This is a genomic window from Streptomyces sp. NPDC004111 (assembly GCF_042874215.1).
Taxonomy (GTDB): domain Bacteria; phylum Actinomycetota; class Actinomycetes; order Streptomycetales; family Streptomycetaceae; genus Streptomyces.
The window spans coordinates 1-20,437 of the sequence record NZ_JBIAMU010000023.1; the positions used below are offsets into that span (position 1 = coordinate 1).

Below are 20,437 nucleotides of genomic sequence, written 5' to 3' on the forward strand. Positions count from 1 at the left end.
GCGCGCGGTCTGCTCCGCAGACACGACGCGGGGCCGCTACGCGGCCCTACCCTTGATCGCTCCGCGATCAAGGCCTCCGGTCCACTCCGTGGCCCTACGCCCTGGGCGCCCGCTCCGCGGCCACCCAGGCTCTGGTGCTCCGCACCAGTAACTCGCCTGCTCCGCAGTCGAGTTGGCTCCCTACACAACACCCCCGCCCAAAGCACCCAAATCCAGCCACCCTCAACCCCCTGGAACTCCCCCATTCCCCTTTCGCGCTCCGCGCCCAAAACCTCCGGTCCACTCCGTGGCCCTACACACCAAAAACCTCTCTCTTCTCTCTCTTCCCCCCGAAACCGGCAACCCCCTCACTGCTCTGGCGCTCCGCGCCAGTAACTTGCCTGCTCCGCAAGCAAGTTAAGCCACCAAAACAAACTGCTGCCCACCAAGAAGCCGACCCTCCCTCTACGCCAAAACCAAGCGCGCCTGCTAAAACCCGCCAAGGTCTCCAGCATCTAAAATCCGGTCCTTCCCGTTATTTCTTTCAGAAGCAGAAAGCCCCTGGAGGGTCTCAAAAACCAACCGCCCCTGAACCGAACCCCCCTCCCCCGTCGAGCTACTTCACCACCAATTCTCCATAATAAAAATCAGCAGACTTTCATACTTTCTGAACAGGAATAGTTACTCATAGCCAGGCTCAGCCCAGCAAAGATGTGTTGAAGCACTTTTACCGCGTGTGGTGCTTCGAGCGCCTTCGTTTCTTCTTTGATGAGAAAGATCAAGAATCGAGATCCTTATTTCTGGTGATCGACACTCGATGACCGACTCTCAACAAGGAAGGTGACACCATGCGTTCAGCTGTAAAGCGGCTGCCTGCCGTCGCTCTGATGACGACCATGCTCGGCGCTGTACAGGTCTTCGGCTACGCGTCGTCCGCGCAGGCGGCCGAGGGAATCCAGTTCCAGCAGCTCCTCAACGGCGAGCGGCTTCCGGACGGCGATGTCATCCAGGCGACTGTCCTCCCGGGCGGCGCGGCACCCGGCCAGATCGCGATCCAGTTGAAGCTCTCCGGGGTCACCTGGTGGAAGGGCATTCAGACGGGGCCCATCGTGCTCTGCCAGGCCCAGGACAACCAGCAGTCCTCCAGTGCCCAGGTTTCGGTTTCCGACTTCAATGCCCACGGACTGCAGCTGTGGAAGGCCAAGACCTTCGGCGTGCACACGGAGATGTACAACGTGGTCGACGCCAAGGAGAAGATGTCGGGCGGGAACTCCTACATCTTCGTCTGGACGAAGGACTAGCCGGCATCTGTTCCGTGTCTTTTCCATCAAGCACATCGAGTAAGTGAGGTTCCCCATGAAATCGGTTGCCAAGCGACTTTCGACTGCCACTCTGATGGTGGCTCTGCTGACGTCTACGGTCGGTGTACAGACCGCAGCGGCCAACGCGCCCGAAGCCGTCCGTTCCAAGGCCGTCACTCAGGTGCAGGACGGTACTGGGTGGACGTTCTACGCGGCTTTCGCGACCGCGGGTGCCTGTTGGGCCAAGGCAGCGTCGTACAAGAATGAGTACTGGTGGGTCGATGCCACCACCTGTGTGTACAACGCCGCGCAGAACAGCTGGTTCATGTTCTACGAGTCGTAGGCCGAGGTGCCTGCAGCTCGCCGGACATTCGGCAGCGCGTAGGAACGACGTCCTGTCCCGCTGAGGAAGGCACAGTGTCAGGCGCATTCGGCAGGCCGCCGGGGGCGCGCTGCACGCCTTTCTCAGCGGTGATTCGCCGAACAGCGCGGCAACTCCACTGGATTTTCCGGGGGTTGCTGCTGGGCGAGCCGAGTTGGGCAGTTGCGGCGTCTCGGTCATTGATTCTGGTCGCGCTGCGCTGCCTGAACTTGGGCTTTTTCTCGGGCACTTACGTCTGTTCCCCTTCGATCTCCCCGTCTTCGTCGTCAGAAAGCGTTCAGCACCACCCAATTGGTGCAGTCCTCAGGTCGAGTTCGCGCGTTAGACCCAGGGACGGCGAAATGACTTCGCGTCGGGCCGGGTGTGGAAACCGTGAGGAAAAACGGTTCCCCGGCTGGTGATGCGCGAGCGAGCAGAAGGAGTGCCAGATGGCGAAGAAGCGGAGGTCTCCCACGCGGAGGAACCGGACCAAGTACAAGAGCTTGGTGCCCGCTCCCCGGCCGGAGGCGGGTCCGGCGCGTGCGCAGGCGGCTGCGTCCGTGGAGCCCGCTGTCGCCGTGCGGGTCCAGGCCGTCCAGGTGTCCGACGGGGCGTGTGCGGACGGTTTCTATGTCGAGGAGCTGGGGGGTTCGCGGGGGCAGGCCTCCTGTGACTTCGTGATTCCCGGTGCTCCAGTGCCCGGTGTGCAGCTTGGGTTCGGGAAGCTGTACGCGGAGCAGCGCCGGCGTTCGATCGCGGAGGGGTACGGCTTCAGTGTCGAGGTGCCTGCCGTGCTCGATCTGCTGGCCTCGGTCGAGTCCGGTGCCACGACCGTTGCCGCTGTACGTGGGTTGTTCCTGGAGTCGGCGGCGCAGTTGTACCGGCCGTTGGGCTGTGTGCATGCGGAGACCGCCGACGAGATCATGGCGGTGTGTCTGGCCAAGGACGGCTGTGCGCTGTGCGAGCACTACCGGGGGCACTTCGAGAGCATGCTGGACGAGTGCGACGAGCGCTGGAGCCGTCTGCGCCGGCCGGAGGAGTTTCCGTTCGCGGTCAGCAGGAAGGGCGTTCACACGGTGGGTTGTCACATCGTGCGCCGTGAGGCTCCGGAGACGTATGCCCGTCCGGCGGGGAGTTTTTATCTGGACGCGCTGCGCGAGTACAGCCACAGTGTGGATCGGCGCAGTGATCCTTGGGACTTCGAGGGGGCTCATCGCTATCCGCGGATCAAGGCGTTGGGTGCTCGTGAGATGCGCGAGTGGATCGACGAGCGGACGGGGCCCAAGGGGGGTCTGTACTACAAGCGGTGTCAGCGCTGTTCGCCCGCTCTGTGAGCCGGGTGGTTACCCGTACGGGCGACCGAGGCGCGTTCCTTAGCCTGAGTGGGTGACGTGAGCCGGTGGGTGGTCGTTCGGTGCAATTACTGTCCTGCCACATGACTTCAACTCAGACCACCGGAACTCCCCTCAACCGCGCCCATTTGGGAACTGTCGCCGTGCTGGCGTGGGCGGGTGAGCACAGCGACGACGGGCACGACTCGGCCTTCCTGCTGGGGTACGCGCTCGGGGACGGCTCGGGCACCGAGGACGAGGGGAAGGCCGCTGTGCGGGCGCTGCTCGCCGAGGCCAAGCTCCCGGTCGGCGGTGCCATCGTGAACGGTGCCCTGTCCAGTGTTCCCGTGACGCTCATGGTCGACGGCAGCAATGCCGTTCTGACCCTGCCCAGCATCAATGTGACCTGCCCTGTGCCGCCGCAGTGGGCCGCTGCCGCGGAGAAGCGGGGCCAGGTGCATCTGATGTTCACGACGCGGACCTGGCCGGCGAGCCGGCCGGGGCAGCCGGTGACGGAGGAGCTGCTGACGGAGTTCGTCGGTGACGAGGAGACGATCCGGGATGCCGCGCACTGCCGGCTTCCTGTGGCACGGCTGCGCTAGCGGCTTCGGGCCCCGTCGGGCGTCGTCGGGTTCTGGCTGGGTCCGGGGCGGCGGCTCCTGGTGGGCCGGGTCCGGCGGCTCCTGGCGGGCCCGGCCCGGTGACTTCGGGCGGAAAGGCGTGTGGCCCCGCGAAGCGGAATGCTTCGCGGGGCCACACGCGCCACCTCTTCCCCGTGCGTGAGCGGCTGTTCACGCACGGACCACTACCGGGTCAGGATGTGGGGTCCTGACTTCAGTGGTTGTTGGCGCCGTTGCCGGAGAGGACGGGGAAGTCCTCCAGGATGTGCGAGAGCGGCTCGTCGCCCTTGGCCTGGGTGGAGTTCTCGACGCACTGCTGGTTCTGCGGGGCCGAGAGGATCGGGACGTCCTGGACGCCGATCGGCACGACGCCGACGAGGGAGGAGACGTTCGCCTTGGCGGGCAGGCCGACGCAGGGCTTGTTCAGGGAGCCCTGGACGAGGGACATCTGCGGGCTCATGTCACCGGCGGTCTTGGCGTTGCCGTAGTGCTGCTCGGCGCCGTTGCCGCTCATGGAGGTCGTACCGTCGTCGTTGGCCACCGCCATGGCCTGCGGGGCGGCGACGGCGCCGAGGCTCATCGCGGTCGCGGCGAGTACGGCCGAGGCCATCATCTTGTTCATGGGGAAGTACCTCTTCGTTCCGGGGGCAGGCCATCTACGGACTGCACAACCACTGGGCCTCGGGTTTGGTTCTTTCTCTTCACCCGTATGGCATAAGGGCTATCCACCGAACCGCTGCTGTTATTGCCTGCCTGTCGGTTCTTCATTTAATTGGTCTGCGGCGTCTGCTCTCCCGTCCGAGTGAATGACGATAACCAAACGACTTCCAGGAAGTTCTTCAGGAAGCTCCAGGTCGGGGTACTCAATGGGAAAGAAGGAATGCTGAGATGAAGAAGGTCCTGGCAACCGCCGCGCTCGCTGCCACCGCGCTGGGCTTCGGGGCCGTCGGTGCTCCGCAGGCCATGGCGATCGCGGACGACCACGGCACCACGTCGGAGAGCGGCAACGGTGCGGAGCAGCACTACGGCAACGCCGAGACCGCCGGTGACATGAGCCCGCAGATGTCCCTGGTCCAGGGTTCGCTGAACAAGCCCTGCATCGGCCTGCCGGCCAAGGTCAACGCCACCTCGCTCGTGGGTGTCGTGCCGGTCGGCGTCCAGGACATTCCGATCCTGTCGGCTCCGCAGAACCAGCAGTGTGTCGAGAACTCCACCCAGGCCAAGGGTGACGAGCCGCTGTCGCACCTGCTCAACGACTTCCCGGTTCTCTCGGGCAACGGCGCCAACAACGGCTGACGCCTTTTCCGGGGCGGGCCTGCGGGCCCGCCCCGGGCGGACTCCTCCACGTACGGCACTGCGCCCCCAGCCCGTTTCCGGGTTGGGGGCGCAGTGTTGTGCGGTTCGCAGGGAAAGTGCGGAACACACGTGTGGTCCTGGCGGTATTCGACGGCACGGGCCGCCGGCTGTGTGAATACCGCTCGAACAGACTCGGGAAAGAGATTACCCCACCCTGCCGGTGGGGCCGGGCGTGAATCACTCGTTTGCTTTTCGTGTCTTCGGTGCGAAATAGGTGTTCGGGGATTCCCTCGCGCGGCAGCCGGGTGACAAGCGTGAATGACGCAGTGACGTGTGGTCCGGCCGGGGAATGGTGACGCCGTTCCCTTTTCGCACATCGGCAGGAAGAAGCTGACACGTGAAACGCAGTTCGCAGTGGGTGGGAGGCCTCGCGCTCGGCGCGATGGTCCTCGGAGCCACCGGGTTCTCCGCGCCACCCGCCCCGCCGCGGCCGGGTTCCGCGGCGGCCGCGGTCTTCGCCGGGCCGGGCTCCTTGCTGTCCGTGGCGTCGGAGGCGGAGGACACCACGCCGGAGGACGGCGGTGGCAGCGAGGCGGTGCGCCAGCGTGAGGCGATGATCAACCCGACGGCGCTGGCCGCCCTGTGTGCGGGGCCGTCCGAGCGCGAGTACGACTTCCCGCTCTTCGACGATGTGAATGTGCAGGTCGTCGAGCAGTCCCGCAATGTGGTCGGTGACATCGTCATCCTGACGGCGGACGTGGTGGGTGCGACCGGTCAGCATGTGGTGGCCACGGCGCAGAACGCCTGTGACGGCACTCCGGGCAACGAGCACGTGACGGCCCAGTTCATGCTGGGCGGTGACAGTTACGCCATCGAGTCCAGTGGCCCGGAGCGGGTGTCGATCACTCAGGTGACGCCGCTGGGCGACGAGGACGAGGCGTCCATGAGCATGCCGCCGACCCGGCCGGTTGCGGGGACGGTGCCGCGTTCGGTGCCGGTCGCGGCGGACAAGGCCTGCCAGCAGGGCGGCAGGACCACTCTCATCGATCTCATCGTGGGTTACACCCCCAAGGCGCTGGCCGAGGCGGGCAGTGTGACCCAGATGCGTGCCGACATCACGCGCGCGGTGGCCCTGGCCAACGACGGCCTGGCCGACAGCAGGGTCGACGCCCGGCTGCGGCTGGTGAACATCCCTCAGGTGAGCAATGTCCCGGCGGCGCGCGACGGTGTCACGCAGGACCTCATCAAGGCGTTGGCGACCCCGCGCGACGGTCTGCTCGACGAGATGATGACGTACCGGGACCGGTTCGGCGCCGACCTGGTGTCGGTGATCGCCGGTGGGCGGGCGGCGGGCGGTCTCGGTTACTCGCCCAAGGCGCCTTCGCAGAAGACGGCGAACTACGGCTACAACGTGGTGGCGCACGCGGCGCTGAAGAACTTCTCCCTCGGCCACGAGATCGGCCACAACCTGGGTGCCGCGCACGACCGTACGACCGAGCCGAACCAGCCGCCGCCGTACGGTGCCAACGGGTACTTCCCGCGCAACGGTGACTTCGCCACGATGATGGCGTACGAGTCGGGCTGCCGGAAGTCCACCAAGGGCCGGTGCGGGCGCATCAACCAGTTCTCCAATCCGCAGCTGGCCTACCGCGGTCAGGCTCTGGGTGTGCCGCTCGGCCGGCCCGACGAGGCGGACGCGGCGCGGATCTTCAACACCACGTCCAAGGCCATCGCCAGCTACCGGGGCACCAAGTCGAGCGACACCCTGTGTGCGGTCGGTACGTCGGTCTCGCCCGCGGGCGCCGGTTCGGTGACGCCGTCGGAGGTGGGGCCGTATCCGAAGAACAGCACCGCGCGGTTCACGGCGAAGCCGGCCTCGGGTTATGTCTTCTCGGGCTGGACGCTGAACGGCCGCAAGGTCGGGACCGCCGACAACGCCGTGAGCGTCGCGGTCGCCGCCGACTCGCGGCTCGTGGCGACGTTCCGCAAGGGTGCGACGCCCAAGCCGGCGGTCACGACGACCGCGACGCGCGGTGGTGCCGTGAAGAAGGCGCCCGCGAAGCGTGGTGCGCCGGCCGCCGAGATCTACGACGCGGTGGCGGCGCCGGGCTGGTCCTTCACCGGCTGGACCCTGAACGGGTCGTTCGCGGGTGACGACGACACCATCGAGCTGTCGCCGGACGACCAGAACCTGCAGCTGCGCGCCCGGTTCGACCGCAACAGGTACGACCTGGACGTGGATGTGACCGGTGGCCGGGGCAGGGTCTCGCTGTCCGAGGAGGGCCCCTACGCGCAGGGCGACACCGTGACGGCGACGGCGGTTCCCGAGCGCGGGTTCGTGTTCGCCGGGTGGCTCCTGGACGACGAGGAGTACGGCGGGGACATCGACAAGTCCAACGGTGAGACCGCGGTGTCCTTCAGCGACGACAGCGACCACTCCCTGACTGCCGTCTTCCGCCCGGTGAGGTAGCCGACCGGTACGACGGAAGGGGCCCGTTCTCGACGAGGAACGGGCCCCTTTCCCATGCGCCGGATTTCCCGTGCGCCGAACATGTGAAAAGAGTACGGAAGTACGGAATGCCGAATGCGCTGGATGCAGGAATTCGATCGTCCAGCGGTTTCTGTGCTCAGGGGGGATGTTGTCGTGTGCAAAGATTTCTTCAACCCCCCAACTTCCCCAGGAGGTGCAATTATGAACGCTGCCAAGAAGGCTGCTTTCGTCCTCGCCACTGCCGGTCTCGCCGCGGGTGCCGCCGCCGGTACCGCCGCCGCCGACAGCGAGGCGGAGGGTGTGGCGAGCAACTCCCCCGGCGTCATCTCCGGCAACCAGGCGCAGGTCCCGGTGCACGTTCCGGTCAACGTCTCCGGCAACACGGCCGACGTGATCGGGCTGCTGAACCCGGCGTTCGGCAACAGCGCCACCAACAGCTGAGAGCACGCCCGCATGCGAGGAGGGGCCCCACAGACGTGCTGTGGAGCCCCTCCTCGGGCGTTCTTCAGGCAGCCGGGGTCCTAGAGGACTCCGACGCCCAGGCCGAGACCCACGCCGACACCGACGCCGCTGTGGTGGTACCAGGGGCCGTAGTCCGCGCAGTACAGACGACCGTGGTGCCACCAGCAGCGGTCAGCGGCCGCGGGCTTCGCCACCGGCTCGGCCGTTGCCGCCGACGCGGTTCCGGCGAGCGGGACGAGGGCGACTGCCGCGAGGGCCGCGGTCACCACTGCCTGTCCGACGATCTTGCGCATGTGTGCTCCCAGTGAAGGGGGAATGAGACGCAAGGAGGCATACCGCCTCTCGTGCGTCTCCCCTCGCCGGAGCATGAGCGTCATTCCTGCGGGGCATGCGATTACGCCGTCTGCGCCACCCGGCAGACTCCATCAGCCCACCGGCAGTCCGCCGAGCATCGAGCCGGTGCCCTTGGCGCCCACCGCGCCCTCGACCAGCTTCAGGGGGTTGGCGTCCTTGGCGGCGTTCAGCTTCTTCGCCGCGTCCGTCGCGGACTTCACCACGGGCACCGGGTTGTCGAGGGCCTTGGTGTGGGTGTTGTACGCGTCCACGATCTGGGCCAGTCCCGAGTTGAGGCTCATCGAGGGGGCGGTCGGCATGCCGGTCTGTGCCACTGCCGCCGAGGAGGCCGCACCGACGGCAACCATCGAGACCGCCAGAACCGAAGCTGCCTTCGTGTACTTCATGGGAATTCCCTCATTCTCTGTGAAGCGGATCTTCATTCGGCACATTCGGGCCGGAGTGCTTCTCCTCCGTGGCCCTGCGTGATGCCTAACGGCGTGGCGCCGCCGGGGGAAACTCATTTCATGCACAATGCCCGGCATTTCACTCGCTTGCCGGGAGGGCGGAAATGCGAGTGGGGCAGGCCCACAGGGCCTGCCCCACCGGTGCGGCGGTCGCCGTCCGTCGGCCTCAGCGGCCGGCGGTGCGTCCGCGGCGGGTCAGCAGGACGCCGCCGGCGAGCAGCGCGGCGCTGAGCGCGGCGGCGCCGGTGAGCTCACCGGCGCCGGTGTGCGCCAGCTGCGGGCCCGGGGCGGAGGGCTTGCCGGAGCCGGTCGGCTTGCCGGGCTTACCGGGCTTGCCCGGGTGGTCGGCCGGGGGCTGGTCGACGGGGGGCTGGTCGGCGGGCGGCTCGTCGGCCGGGGGCTCGTCGGCGGGCGGCTCGTCCGCGGGGGGCTCGTCCGCGGGCGGCTCGTCCGCGGGGGGCTCGTCGGCCGGGGGCTCATCGGCGGGCGGCTCGTCGGCCGGGGGCTCATCGGCCGGGGGCTCGTCGGCCGGGGGCTGGTCGGCGGGCGGGTTGTGGGTGGCCGGGCCGTTGGCGCACTTGTTGCCGAACGCCGGGTTGAGCGCGGCGGCCGCGTCGACCGTGTTGCCGCAGGCGTTGACCGGTACGTCCACGGGGACCTGCACGTTGTTGCCGGACAGCACGCCGGGCGAGTGGGACACCGTGGAGGTGGCCGAGGAGCCGGTGTTCTGCGCGGGGTGTCCGGCGGGGTGGCCTGCCGGATGTCCGGCGGGGTGACCGGCCGGGTGGCCTGCCGGGTGACCGGCGGGGTGGCCCGCGGGGTGACCGGCGGGGTGGGTGGCCGGCTTCTTCGCCGACTTGTTGGCGCACTTGTTGCCGAACGCCGGGTTCAGCAGGCCGATCACGTTGACCGTGTTGCCACAGACGTTCACCGGAACGTGCACCGGAACCTGGGCGCTGTTGCCGGAGAGGACCCCCGGCGAGTTCGCGACCGTGCTGTTGCCCGTCGCGTCGGCGTGGGCAAAGCCGGTCGTCATGGAGAGCACACCCGAGACGGCTGCGGTTACCAGCACGCCTTTGCTCATTACCTGTCGCATTTCGCCGTTCCCTGTCTTTCCTGCTGGTGGGGCCGGCCGAGTGCCGGCCCGCACACGATGAGGCGCTGACTGGCAAGCCCCCGAACGCGCGGCATGCGTTCAGGGGCTGGCCAAGTCCGAACTCACGAAGGTGTGATGCAGACTTACTTGTTGACGCAGGTGTTGCCGAACGCCGGGTTCAGCAGGGCGATCACGTTGACCGTGTTGCCACAGACGTTCACCGGGACGTGGACCGGCACCTGGATGACGTTGCCCGAGAGGACACCGGGGGAGTTGGTGGCCGCGGCCTCGGCGCCGGAGTCGGCCATGGCCGGGGAGACGGCGCCGAGGGCCATCAGCGAACCGGCGATGACGGCGGCGACCTTCGTGTACTTCATGTCGTGACCTTTCGGTGGTGTGTCAATGAGGGGTCGTGCGCGGCTGGAATCAGCCGATCGGCTTGCCCGTGGGCTTGCCGGGCTTGTGCGGCGCCGGAGCGGTGGGCTTGCTCGGCTTCGGCTTGGCCGGGGTCGTGGTGGGCTTGCCCGGCTTCGGCTTGCTCGGGGGGGTGGGCTTGGTCGGCGGCTGGTTGGCCGGCGGCTGGGTCACGGGGGGCTGGGTGACCGGCGGCTCGTCGGCCGGGGGCTCGTCCGCCGGGGGCTCGTCGGCGGGCGGCTCGTCGGCCGGCGGCTCGTCGGCCGGCGGCTCATCGGCCGGCGGCTCATCGGCCGGCGGCTCGTCGGCGGGCGGCTCGTCAGCGGGCGGCTCGTCCGCCGGGGGCTCATCGGCCGGCGGCTGGTCGGCCGGGGGCTCGATGACGGGCGGCTGGTCGGCCGGAGGCTGGGTGACCGGCGGGGTCTGCGCGGCGGGGCCGTTGGCGCAGTCGTTGCCGAACGCCGGGTTCAGCGCGCCGATCAGGTCGGCGGTGTTGCCGCAGACGTTGACCGGGACGTGCACCGGAACCTCTACGCCGTTGCCGGAGATGACGCCGGGCGAGTGGGACACGACGGAGGCGGCGGAGGCACCGGTGGTACCGGTGTTGCCGGCGGGGGCCTTGGCGGACCCGTTCTCGCAGTCGTTGCCGAAGGCGGGGTTCAGGCCCGCGATGCCGTCGACGGTGTTGCCGCACAGGTTGACCGGGACGTGCACCGGAACCTGGGCGTTGTTGCCGGAGACGACACCGGGCGAGTGGGACACGACGGACTCGGCGGAGGCGCCCGTGGTGCCGGTGGTGCCGGCGGCCGCGCCGCCCGACTCGTTGGCGCAGTCGTTGCCGAAGGCCGGGTTCAGGCCCGCGATGCCGTCAACGGTGTTGCCGCACAGGTTGACCGGGACGTGCACCGGCACCTGGGCGTTGTTGCCGGAGCCCACGCCGGGCGAGTTCGAGACCTTGGAGGCGGCGGTGGCACCGGCGCCCTTGCCGGCCTTCATGCCGGACCGGTTGGCGCACGTGTTACCGAACGCCGGGTTCAGCAGGCCGATCACGTTGACCGTGTTGCCACAGACGTTCACCGGAACGTGCACCGGAACCTGGGCGCTGTTGCCGGAGACGACGCCCGGCGAGTTCGTGACCGCGCTGTTCCCCACCGCGTCGGCGTGGGCGGGGCCCCCGACCATGGAGAGCACACCTGAGACGGCTGCGGTTACCAGCACGTTCCTACTCATGACCTGTCGCACTTCGCCGTTTCCCTGTCTTTCCTGCTTGCGGGGTAAGCCGATTGCTCGCCCACACACGATGAGGCGCTGACTGGCAAACCCCCGAACGCGAAGCGCGCATTCAGGGGCCGGCCAAATCCGAACCGGTGGGGGTTCGAATGGAGAATTACTTGTTGACGCAGGTGTTGCCGAACGCCGGGTTCAGCAGGCCGATCACGTTGACCGTGTTGCCGCAGAAGTTCACGGGCACGTGCACCGGCACCTGCACGGCGTTGCCGGAGATGACACCGGGGGAGTTGGTGGCCGCACCCTCCGCCTCGGAGTCCGCCATGGCGGGGGTGGCAGCGCCGAGCGCCATCAGCGAGCCGGTGACGATCGCGGCCAGCTTCATGTGCTTCATTTGGTGACCTTTCTTTCGGTGACGTCGTGAACAGCCACGTATTTCGTGCTGCACGAGCCTGTTACAGAATCCCGTGACGTCGCCGTCGATATCCGTAACGATCCGACGGCATAGAGGAAACTCGCTTAATTCCGCGAATTTCTCCTATCACCCGAAAGGCCTATGGGGGGATTTCGCAAATGCGAGCGGGGTCACCGGGAGTGAAATCGGGCGCCCCGCCGCCGGCCGCGTACTGCCCGGGGGCGGGTCAGCCGCCGAGCGGGAGTCCGCCGAGCAGGCCGCCGGGGAGACCGCCGGGAAGTCCGCCGGGGAGGGCACCTGCCGGGGAGCCGCCCTGGGTCAGGCCGCCGACCACGGGCAGGCCGCTGAGCAGGTCGCCGGCCGGGGCCGCGGCGGGGACGGGGGCCGGGGCGGCCTCGGGCGTCGCCGCCTGGGCGGTGCCGGCGGCGGCGAGCGCGGTACCGGAGACGAGGACGGCGAGGGCGGCGGCGGAGGTCTTGTGGTGGCGCATGGTTCTCCTGGGGTGGGGGTTCGGCGGGTCGCTGGCGCAACGAGCCGCACCGTGCGGAGGTCACGCGCCCGTCGTCGTGCGAGGGGTGCCCGGCGTTCGACTCACCGATGGCGTGGCGAGTCAATAGGGTGATCTACGGCGGGGTCACGTCTCCATTGGCGGCAGTGGGCGTTCTCCAGACGTGAAACGGCAGTGGCCCCCGCGTCCTGTCGTTCCGTCATCGCCTCACGGACAGGACCGCTCATGAAGTACACGCAGGCCACCGCAGCTCTCGCGGGCACGCTCGTCGCCCTGGGGTCGGCCACTCCGGCGTTCGCCCAGCACGAGGCGCACAGCGCGCCGGGTGCCACTCAGGTCGCCGCGGGCCAGGCGCGGGCCGACGAGGTCAACGCCCAGCAGCTGAAGCAGCTGAAGAACCTGACGGACCCGCAGAAGTTCCTGTCGGACGTCAAGGCGAACGTGGACGGGCTCCAGGCCAAGGAGGAGGCGGCGGCGCGTGCCGTGCACCCGGGCGGTGCCGGGGCGGTGCCCGCTCCCGCCGCGCTACTCGGCGGGCTGACCGCGGGTGGCGGCCCGATCGGTGTGCCGCTCGACTCGCTGGCCTGATTCCGCCCCGTTCGGACGGCCCCCGCGGTGTGCCGCGGGGGCCGTCGGCGTTCGCGGCACCGGGGTGACCTCGCCGGTGGCGGTGTGTGGGTGCGGCGGGGAGTTGATGGCGGGTGGGTACGAATCGTGAAGAAGATCCCCCTTGGGACAGTTGAGCAGCAACGTTTCGGCTCGCAGTTCGTTGACCGGGTGTGCGACCGCTGGCCCGTTCCCTGGCGCTTGTGCACGGATGGGGGCCAAGATCCACTTGGGTCCCATCCGTACGTACGAAGAGGCTCGCCCCCGGGTACTCGGGGACGAGCCTCTTCGTTGCGTGGTGCGCGCCCGCAGGGGCGTGTGCGGGCCGCGGGGCCCGCACACGGGGGCGTCAGCTCTGGCCGGCGCCGTTGCCCGAGAGGATCGGGAAGTCCTGGGCGAGGTGGGAGAGCGGCTCGTCGCCCTTGGCCTGGGTGGAGTTGGCGGCGCACTGCTGGTTCTGCGGGGCGGAGAGCACCGGGATGTCCTGGACGCCGACGGGGACGAGGACGCCGACGAGCGAGGTGGCGTTGGCCTTGGCGGGCACGCCCAGGCACAGGTTGTTGAGCGAGCCCTGGACCGGGGCCAGCTGGGGGCTCATGTCACCGGCGGTCTCGGCGTTGCCGTAGTGCTGCTCGGCGCCGTTGCCGCTCTCGGAGGTGGTGCCGGAGTCGTCGCCGAGCGCCATGGCCTGCGGAGCGCCGAGGGCGCCCAGACCCAGGGTGGTCGCTGCGAGCGCGGCGGTTGCCATGACCTTCTTCATCTGTGGATTCCTTCTCTGCGTCGGGTGCCCCGTGCCGGGGCTCCCTGCAGAACTGCGGCGGCGCCCATTGGTTATCGGCATTGGGCCGAACGGGCAACGGGCGCCGGGGCCTTCGGTGCCGCCGTACGGCCCTCGGGCGGGCCCTCAGGCGACCATCTCCTTGCCGGTCTCGGTGGCCTGGGAGCGGGGGGTCTTCTCGCCCGCGCGGCCGGGCGCGATGGTCGAGGGGTCGACCGCTTCGAGGGGTGAGCCCACCCGGTAGGGGCATTCGGGGTTGCCGGGCTGGTTGGGGCGGTCGTGCGGCAGGAGGTAGAAGGTGCGGCGGGCGAAGAGGCCGCTGTCGGCGCTGCGTTTCGCGGTGGGCTGGAGGTTGGTGTAGCCGACGAGGCGGCCGTCGCGTTCGTAGCGGGGCCTGCCCTTGCGGGTGGGGAGTTTGTCGAGGGCCTGGCGGACGTAGTCGAAGTGCTCCGGGTCCTCCAGCCACACCACCTCGGCCTCATGGACGAGATCGCCTTCGCTCGGCGTCGCGCTCACAAAGTCTCCTGGGTGTCGGGGGCCCTCGTACGGTCGGCCTGCGGGCGGGGCGGGGGTGGGGCTGTGGGTCACGGGGTGCCGCCCTGGTCGGGGGCGATGAGGCCGAGACCGGGGTAGAGCTTGGTGGCGTTGTTCTTGATCATGTCGGCGGGTGAGGCGAGGCCGAGTTCCTGCCGGATGCGGCTGGCGAACGCCCTGCTGGAGGAGGGCCTGATGTCCTCCTCGTAGCACCAGCGGCCGTAGGCCTCGTAGAGGACCTTCTGCTCGACCCGCAGTTCCGCGTCGTCGCTGCGCAGGCAGCATTCCTCCAGGAAGCGGCCCACGTGGTCCTCGGTGGTCTGGTAGGCGGCGGTGGCGACCCGGACGCTGGCGGGGCCGGTGAGCGGGTCGCGGGTGGCCAGGTAGCGGGTGGCGCCGGTGATGAGCCAGTGCAGGATGCCCGGACCCTCGTCGCGGACGAGTTCGGCGGCCAAGTTGTCGATCTTGCGGGCGTCGGGCACCCGGCGTTCGAAGGGGATGATGCGCATGCGGCGCCAGAAGGCGTGGCCGCCGGTGCCGACCTCGGGGCGGTGGTTGCCCAGCAGCCAGAGCTTGTGGGTGGGGGTGAAGGTGAAGAAGTTCTGCCGCATCCGGCGGGCGGTGATGGTGTCGCCGCCGGTCAGGAGCTTGACGCGGGCCTCGTTGAACTTGTCGTTGGGTTTGAGTTCGGAGCAGACGACGATGCGCCGGCCGTGCAGTTCGGTGAGCTCGGTGGAGTGCTCGGAGAACTTGCCCTTCTCCATCAGGAAGCCCGGCGGGGCGGCGTTGGCGTAGTCGCCCAGGAGCTGGGTGAGGACGTCGAGCAGGACGCTCTTGCCGTTGGCGCCGGAGCCGTAGAGGAAGGGCAGGACCTGGCCGCCGACGTCGCCGGTGATCGAGTAGCCCAGCAGCAGGTGCAGGAACCCGATCGTCTCCAGGCCCTTCTCGTCGTCCCCGAAGGTGTCCCGCAGGAATCTGTCCCAGCGCGGGACCGGCAGCGGGCTGGGGGCCACCGTGGTGGCCCGGGAGTGCATGTCGGTGAACGGGTCGGGCTTGCGCAGTTCGCCGGTGCGCAGGTCGACCACGCCGGAGGGGGTGCACAGGGCGTAGATGTCGCCGTCCAGGACGTCGGGGTCCAGGCTGAGTCCCGGGGCGCCCTGGGCCTGGACGAGCAGGGCCTTGAGGCCGGCGGTGGAGGCGGAGTGCCTGCGGTGGGCGGCGAGTTCGCGGTCGGTGTACTCGCCGCGCGGGTCGCGGCCCGGGATGGCCTCGGCCATGTCCCCGGCCGCCCACATGGCCGCCTCCATGCCGCCGGTCAGTTTCCAGCGGTACTCGTCCCAGCTGTGCCAGCCCATGCCGATGACGTACCGGAAGCGGTCGCCGTAGGTGCGTGCGAAGAGCTTGGAGTTGCCCCGGTCGGTGAGTGCGTCGGGCAGTATCCCGACGTCGGCGGTGACGGCGGGCCGGTGCGGTTCGGTCGCTTGCGCGGGGAGGGCCTTCGGGTTGTCCAGCAGGGCCAGTTCGTCGCTGAGCATCTGTTGCGCGGCGCCTCTGGCGTCGAAGCGTCCGAACGGGGCGCTGGCGCTCATGAGCGACCTCAAGGGGAAGCGGATCGGGATCCCCGGCGGGACCAACGGGACTAACGGGACTAACGCTTCGAGACTGCGGAACAGATCGTAGCGGACCCGGCACACCGCGTAGTCCCGCCCTTGGTGTGTCGGAAAAGTTCGGTCCCGTTGGTCCCGTCGGGGGTGCCCGCACGGGACCGTTCAGTCCCGTGGGCCTTTGGACCCGTCAGTCCCGTTGGGTAAAACCCCAGGTCACAGACTTGCGCGGATTTTTTACGGGACTGACGGGACTCAAGGTCGTAGTTATGAGTTGCTCAGGAGATATCTGTCATATGCGGGCGCGCATATGACAAAAAAGAGCTACGCAACTGATAACTACGACCTTCAGTCCCGTCAGTCCCGTTGATATTGAGCGCACCGCTGTGACCTGGGCTTTTGTGACGGGACTGAAGAACGGGACCGAACGCGGGGCGTCTTCGGTCCCGTTCAGTCCCGTGCGGGAGGCCGGCCGGGCGCCGGGTGCGGGCCGGGCGGTGCGGGCAGCGGGCCGCTTTTCGCGGGAAGGGCGGTTCAGCCGACGGTGTAGGTGTCCTTGACCTTGACCTCGGTGACGCCCCGGCCCTCGGGGAACACCTGCCGCCAGTCGCCGATGACGTGGAGTTCGTCGGTGCCCATGGCGCGGACGACGTGCAGGCCCTCGTCGTGGGCCTTCAGCGCCTTGGTCCAGAGGTTGGCGAAGGCCTGGGAGCGGACGAGGTGCATCCAGTCGGGGCGGTAGAGCTCCCGGTTGTAGTTCGACTCCCCCATCGTGGAGACGAACTTGGAGTACATCGCCTTGACGTACTCCAGGGTGACCTCGTCGTCCTGGGCCAGGGCGGTGTCCCGGGCTTCCTTGAGGGCGACGCGGAACTTCTCCAGCAGGCCCTCGGTGGCGCCGGAGGTGTACGACTCGTGGATCTCCGGCGGGTCGCAGAGCCGGTGGCGGGGCCCGGAGAGGCGCAGCAGCAGGCGCAGGGTGGGTTCGGTGACCCACAGCGGGCCCGGCTCCTCCCGGTTGCCGATCGGGTTGGGCAGTACGTCCTCGTGGTCCCAGGCGGGCGGGGTGACGAGGTGGACGCCGGCCCGGCGGCGGTCGAAGTCGAACCCGGTGGAGTGCTCCAGCTGGCCGAGCGGCAGGTGGGTCTTGAGAGCGGAGAGGTAGGCGCCGTTCATGTCGAGCGCCGTCACCTCGTGGGAGCCCGGCGGGAGGGCGGTGCGGGTCCACTTCGGGCGGGCCTCCCAGACCTGGTCGGCGCCCTTGGAGGTCTGCTTGCGCAGGATGTCGGGGATCCACGGGTGGGCTACGACGTCGTACCGGCCGCCCTTGCGGGTCTCGTCCAGCAGCCGCATCGCGTCCGGGATGGCGCGCTTCAGCAGGGCTGCCGTGGCGGCCTCGACGTCGCCGCCGTGCTCGTCGAGCGCGGTCTCCACGGCGGCGGTGATCAGGTCGCCGGGGCCGGTCTCGGGCTGGAAGGCGCGTCCGCGCGGTGCCTTCGCCGGGCGCCGGGCCGCCCCCGTGCGGGCCGTCCGGCGGTCCGACGGACGGGGTGCGGGGTCCGCTTGCCCGGTGCCGGTGCGGGCCGGGGCCGTTTCCGGTGCGGGCCGGGCCGGTGCGGGGGCCCGCTGCGGCTGCGCGGGTACGGGGTCGGGGGCGGCCGGTGCGCATTCGGCCGGGTCGATGTGCTGGGCGAAGCCGTCCATCCGGTGCCGGGCGGGGCTGCCGCACAGGACGCACGGCTCGGGTGCGGCGAGGGTCTCCACGTCGTCGTAGCCCTGGGGCGCGTCCTGTGCGGGTGCGCCCTCGGGGGCGGGCGGGGGGTCCTGCGGCGCGGGACCGGCGGGGGTGTCGCGGGCCGCGTCGGCGAGCTTCTCGCGCAGCCCGTCGAGGAGGTAGGCGTACCTGGCCCGCACCTCGCCCGCCGGTTCCCGGCCGGACTCCCAGCCGGAGACCGTGGACGGGCCGACCCCGAGCGCCCTGGCGACCTGGGCCCGGGACAGGTGGGCGCCCTCGCGCAGGGCGCGGCGGACGTCCGCGTCGGGGAGGGCGGCCGGTGCGCTGACGGAGGAGAGCAGCGAGTCGATCGCGTCGAAGGTGCTGTCGTCGCTCATCGGGTGGCTCCGTTCGTCCTGTCCGCCGTCCGCCGCCGGTCGGCGGACAGGGCCGCGCACGCCCTCGCGGGACCTGCCAGCAGGTCGAGCGGGCGTACGCCGTAGTGGGCGGCGAGTGCGTCCACGTCGTCCAGGCGCCATGCGGCGGTGCCGGACTGGCGGCGCGAGACCTGTGTCTGTGTCAGGCCCAGCACCTGGGCGACGGTCCGCTGGGAATCCCCCGTCGCCCGCATCAGCGAGGCCACCGTCAGTTGCAGTGTCTCTTCCAGGCTCAGCCCCACAACCCTCACGCTACCAGCGGGTATGCGGAAATCGCATAAGGGGTGGCGGGTGTGGCGGCGGCCCCGGCAGGCCCGGCCGCGGGGGTGGTCAGCGGGCGCGCCGGGCCGCCCCGGCCAGGGCGCGTACGAAGTCGTCGGCGGGCGTGTGCGTACCGGTGAGCACCACCAGCGGGGCGCGGGCGCCGAACGCGGCGACGGACCGGGCGACCTCGTGGGCGGCCTCCCCCGCGCCGGAGAACCCGCCGAGCACCACGGGGCCCTGGCCCAGGGCCCGCAGGACGGCGTCGCGCAGCCGGGGCACCTGCGCGGGGCGCAGCAGGGCCACCGCCTCGGGGCCGCGGTAGGCGCGGCTGACGCGGGTGTGGTCGGCGCGGCGGGCGGTGGGGGTCTGGACGAGGCAGACGGTGCCCGCGCCGGGGCGTTCGGCGGGGCGCAGGACCACCAGCGGGGACGCCTGCGGGTCCTCGGCGTAGGGGCGGGCGGTACGGCGGGCGGTGGCGGGCGGCGGGTGCCCGGGGAGGTCGGTGAGGGTGGCCAGGAGCTGGCCGAGGGTGGTGGTGCGGTCCGCCTCGTCGCTCATGCGGCGCAGCAGCCGTGCTGCCTGGGTGAGGAGTTGTCCGGCGCCGTCGAGCCGGCCGCGGTCGAAGGCGGCGGTGAGGGCGAGGGCGCCGTCGTCGTCGTGCTGGGCGGTGAGGGTCAGGGGGTGGGCGGTGCGGGCGCCGAGGGTTTCGGCGGTGGTGACGTGGATGCCCTGGGCGGCCAGGAGCCGGGTGAGGGCGTCGTTCGTGTGCCGCCGGTGCTCGAAGACGAGCAGGCTGCCGGTGGCGGTGGGGGTGCGCAGGCCGGACCAGGCGCGGGCCTGTCCGGCGGTCACCCACTCGTAGGCGGAGCGGTCCACTGCCTGGTCGCGCAGGGCCTCCAGGAGGGCGGTCAGGGGGGCGCGGGGGTCGATGTCGACGCTGACGGGCAGGGGGTTGCGCAGCGGGGCGGGGAGCCGTTCGACGCCGGCCAGGGGGATGCCCCGGCCGGAGACGGCCGTGTGGAAGCGGACGCGGGCGGGGCCCTCGGTGCCGCGCAGGCGGTGCAGCAGCAGGGCCCAGGCGGCGTACAGGACGCTGCTCTCGGGGCTGCCGAGGCCGGCGGCCCAGGTGCGCAGCCGTTCGCTCTGGCCGGTGGTGAGCCGGGTGCGGGTGTGTCCGGTGCCGGTGCCCGGGGCGGTGGCGGCGGGCAGTTCCGTGCCGGGGGCCAGGTCGGCCGCCGCCCAGAACTCCTGGGCGGGGGCGGTGTCCCGGTCGGTCAGCCAGTGCAGGTAGTCGCCGAGGTCGGGCCTGCGGTCGCCGCCGGGGAGCGTGCCGTCGGCGAGGTAGGCGCGGTAGAACTCCTCCAGCAGGATCCGCACGCTCCAGCCGTCGAGCAGGGTGTGGTGGAAGGTGAGCAGGATGCGGGTGGGCAGGGCGGGAAGGCCGAGGGGGCCGGTGCCCTGCTCCCGGTGCGGGCCGCCGCTCTCCTCGGGTCCGGGCCCCTCCCCCGTTCCCTGTCCGGTCAGGACGGTGATGCGCAGCGGGCCGTTGCCGCGGGGGTCGATGCCCCGGTAGCGGTCGGTCTCCACGGCCGTCTCCCAGTCGGTGACGGCGTAGGTGAGGCGTACGACCTCGGGGGCGACCCTCTCGCGCGGGACGAGGTGGGGCTGGGGGCCTTCCTCGAAGGAGGTGCGCAGCACGCTCTCGTGGTCGAAGACGGACTGCCAGGCGGCGGTGAACCGGTCGAGGTCGAGGGGGCCGCGCCAGGTGAGGGCGAGCTGTTCGCTGTGCCGTCCGGTGCCGGGGTGGGCGTCGGTGTCGGCGATCAGTTCGCGTTGCAGCGGGGTGGGTTCGGTGCGGCGGGCGGCGGGCCGGGCGGGCCGCGGGTGGGTGAGGAGTCCGGCGAGGAGGCCCGCGGGGAAGTCCACGGGGGCGTCGGGGCCGGGGGCGGCGCTCAGGTGCAGGGTGTGGCGGCCGGGGCCGTGCTGTTCGAGGCGGTGGTGCCACAGCGGTGCGCGCGCGGTGCGCGGCATCGTCCGCTCGATGCGGTCGAGTGCGGCTTCCAGCCGGTGGGCGTCCAGCGGCCCGTACAACTCCAGTACGGGCAGGGCGGCTTCGGCCTGGCCGGGGCGGCCGGTCAGGTCGATGACGACGATCAGTGCGTCGCCGGGGGCGGTGTGGTCGGCGGTCATTGTCTCCGG

Annotated in this window: 22 protein-coding genes; 8 read left to right on the forward strand and 14 right to left on the reverse strand. The window is 70.1% G+C overall.

Features of this window, described 5'->3' with window-relative positions; translation table 11 throughout:
- Positions 1-827 precede the first annotated feature (827 nt).
- The 4 genes from ACFYVL_RS35745 to ACFYVL_RS35760 all read left to right on the forward strand — a co-directional run bounded on the left by ACFYVL_RS35745 (position 828) and on the right by ACFYVL_RS35760 (position 3,574).
- Positions 828-1,280, forward strand: a complete 453-nt coding sequence (locus ACFYVL_RS35745) for a hypothetical protein (RefSeq protein WP_389252502.1) — start codon at positions 828-830, stop codon at positions 1,278-1,280.
- A 55-nt stretch (positions 1,281-1,335) separates the two neighbouring features.
- Positions 1,336-1,623 (forward strand): hypothetical protein, encoded by a 288-nt coding sequence (locus ACFYVL_RS35750; RefSeq protein ID WP_389252504.1) that lies wholly within the window; start codon positions 1,336-1,338, stop codon positions 1,621-1,623.
- A 467-nt stretch (positions 1,624-2,090) separates the two neighbouring features.
- The gene (locus tag ACFYVL_RS35755) at positions 2,091-2,975 is read left to right on the forward strand and encodes a hypothetical protein (RefSeq protein ID WP_389252506.1); all 885 of its coding nucleotides are present in this window, start codon (positions 2,091-2,093) and stop codon (positions 2,973-2,975) included.
- A 101-nt stretch (positions 2,976-3,076) separates the two neighbouring features.
- Positions 3,077-3,574: a DUF5949 family protein gene (locus ACFYVL_RS35760; protein ID WP_389252508.1), complete on the forward strand. Its 498-nt coding sequence runs from the start codon at positions 3,077-3,079 to the stop codon at positions 3,572-3,574.
- Positions 3,575-3,806: 232 nt separating this feature from the next.
- Here ACFYVL_RS35760 and ACFYVL_RS35765 read toward each other — a convergent pair whose 3' ends face one another.
- Positions 3,807-4,214 carry a rodlin gene (locus ACFYVL_RS35765; RefSeq protein WP_389252510.1) on the reverse strand — a complete coding sequence of 136 codons (408 nt, stop codon included), beginning with the start codon at positions 4,212-4,214 and terminating at the stop codon, positions 3,807-3,809.
- A 266-nt stretch (positions 4,215-4,480) separates the two neighbouring features.
- Here ACFYVL_RS35765 and ACFYVL_RS35770 point away from each other — a divergent pair, with 266 nt between their 5' ends.
- The 3 genes from ACFYVL_RS35770 (at position 4,481) to ACFYVL_RS35780 (ending at position 7,820) form a co-directional block, all read left to right on the forward strand.
- Entirely contained in the window at positions 4,481-4,888 is a 408-nt protein-coding gene (locus tag ACFYVL_RS35770) for a rodlin (RefSeq protein ID WP_389252513.1), read from the forward strand.
- 397 nt (positions 4,889-5,285) lie between these two features.
- Entirely contained in the window at positions 5,286-7,358 is a 2,073-nt protein-coding gene (locus ACFYVL_RS35775) for a reprolysin-like metallopeptidase (RefSeq protein ID WP_389252515.1), read from the forward strand.
- Between the two features lie 222 nt (positions 7,359-7,580).
- On the forward strand, positions 7,581-7,820 hold the full coding sequence (locus ACFYVL_RS35780; protein ID WP_389252517.1) for a chaplin: 240 nt from the start codon (positions 7,581-7,583) through the stop codon (positions 7,818-7,820).
- A gap of 80 nt (positions 7,821-7,900) precedes the next feature.
- On the opposite strand, the gene ACFYVL_RS35785 is transcribed toward ACFYVL_RS35780, so the two are convergent.
- The 7 genes from ACFYVL_RS35785 to ACFYVL_RS35815 form a co-directional block, all read right to left on the reverse strand.
- Positions 7,901-8,134 carry a hypothetical protein gene (locus tag ACFYVL_RS35785; RefSeq protein ID WP_389252519.1) on the reverse strand — a complete coding sequence of 78 codons (234 nt, stop codon included), beginning with the start codon at positions 8,132-8,134 and terminating at the stop codon, positions 7,901-7,903.
- Between the two features lie 132 nt (positions 8,135-8,266).
- Positions 8,267-8,581 (reverse strand): hypothetical protein, encoded by a 315-nt coding sequence (locus ACFYVL_RS35790; protein WP_389252521.1) that lies wholly within the window; start codon positions 8,579-8,581, stop codon positions 8,267-8,269.
- A 226-nt stretch (positions 8,582-8,807) separates the two neighbouring features.
- On the reverse strand, positions 8,808-9,713 hold the full coding sequence (locus ACFYVL_RS35795) for a chaplin family protein (protein WP_389252522.1): 906 nt from the start codon (positions 9,711-9,713) through the stop codon (positions 8,808-8,810).
- Positions 9,714-9,880: 167 nt separating this feature from the next.
- Positions 9,881-10,114 (reverse strand): chaplin, encoded by a 234-nt coding sequence (locus ACFYVL_RS35800; protein ID WP_389252524.1) that lies wholly within the window; start codon positions 10,112-10,114, stop codon positions 9,881-9,883.
- A 49-nt stretch (positions 10,115-10,163) separates the two neighbouring features.
- Positions 10,164-11,381, reverse strand: a complete 1,218-nt coding sequence (locus tag ACFYVL_RS35805) for a chaplin family protein (RefSeq protein ID WP_389252526.1) — start codon at positions 11,379-11,381, stop codon at positions 10,164-10,166.
- A 157-nt stretch (positions 11,382-11,538) separates the two neighbouring features.
- Positions 11,539-11,772, reverse strand: a complete 234-nt coding sequence (locus ACFYVL_RS35810; protein WP_389252528.1) for a chaplin — start codon at positions 11,770-11,772, stop codon at positions 11,539-11,541.
- Positions 11,773-12,019: 247 nt separating this feature from the next.
- Positions 12,020-12,283 (reverse strand): hypothetical protein, encoded by a 264-nt coding sequence (locus ACFYVL_RS35815; RefSeq protein WP_389252530.1) that lies wholly within the window; start codon positions 12,281-12,283, stop codon positions 12,020-12,022.
- A gap of 243 nt (positions 12,284-12,526) precedes the next feature.
- On the opposite strand from ACFYVL_RS35815, the gene ACFYVL_RS35820 reads away from it, so the two are divergent.
- The gene (locus tag ACFYVL_RS35820; protein ID WP_389252532.1) at positions 12,527-12,889 is read left to right on the forward strand and encodes a hypothetical protein; all 363 of its coding nucleotides are present in this window, start codon (positions 12,527-12,529) and stop codon (positions 12,887-12,889) included.
- Between the two features lie 367 nt (positions 12,890-13,256).
- Here ACFYVL_RS35820 and ACFYVL_RS35825 read toward each other — a convergent pair whose 3' ends face one another.
- From ACFYVL_RS35825 to ACFYVL_RS35850, 6 genes are all read right to left on the reverse strand, one after another.
- Entirely contained in the window at positions 13,257-13,667 is a 411-nt protein-coding gene (locus tag ACFYVL_RS35825) for a rodlin (protein WP_389252534.1), read from the reverse strand.
- Between the two features lie 144 nt (positions 13,668-13,811).
- Positions 13,812-14,201 carry a DUF6009 family protein gene (locus ACFYVL_RS35830; RefSeq protein ID WP_389252536.1) on the reverse strand — a complete coding sequence of 130 codons (390 nt, stop codon included), beginning with the start codon at positions 14,199-14,201 and terminating at the stop codon, positions 13,812-13,814.
- Positions 14,202-14,269: 68 nt separating this feature from the next.
- Entirely contained in the window at positions 14,270-15,808 is a 1,539-nt protein-coding gene (locus ACFYVL_RS35835; RefSeq protein WP_389252538.1) for a phage/plasmid primase, P4 family, read from the reverse strand.
- Positions 15,809-16,357: 549 nt separating this feature from the next.
- Complete coding sequence (locus ACFYVL_RS35840; protein WP_389252540.1) at positions 16,358-17,935, reverse strand: helix-turn-helix domain-containing protein; 1,578 nt, start codon at positions 17,933-17,935, stop codon at positions 16,358-16,360.
- A complete protein-coding gene (locus ACFYVL_RS35845; RefSeq protein ID WP_389252542.1) occupies positions 17,932-18,216 on the reverse strand; it encodes a helix-turn-helix domain-containing protein in 285 nt (94 codons plus the stop codon). The genes ACFYVL_RS35840 and ACFYVL_RS35845 overlap by 4 nt, the downstream gene beginning before the upstream one ends.
- A gap of 88 nt (positions 18,217-18,304) precedes the next feature.
- Entirely contained in the window at positions 18,305-20,428 is a 2,124-nt protein-coding gene (locus tag ACFYVL_RS35850; protein ID WP_389252544.1) for a condensation domain-containing protein, read from the reverse strand.
- Positions 20,429-20,437 lie beyond the last annotated feature (9 nt).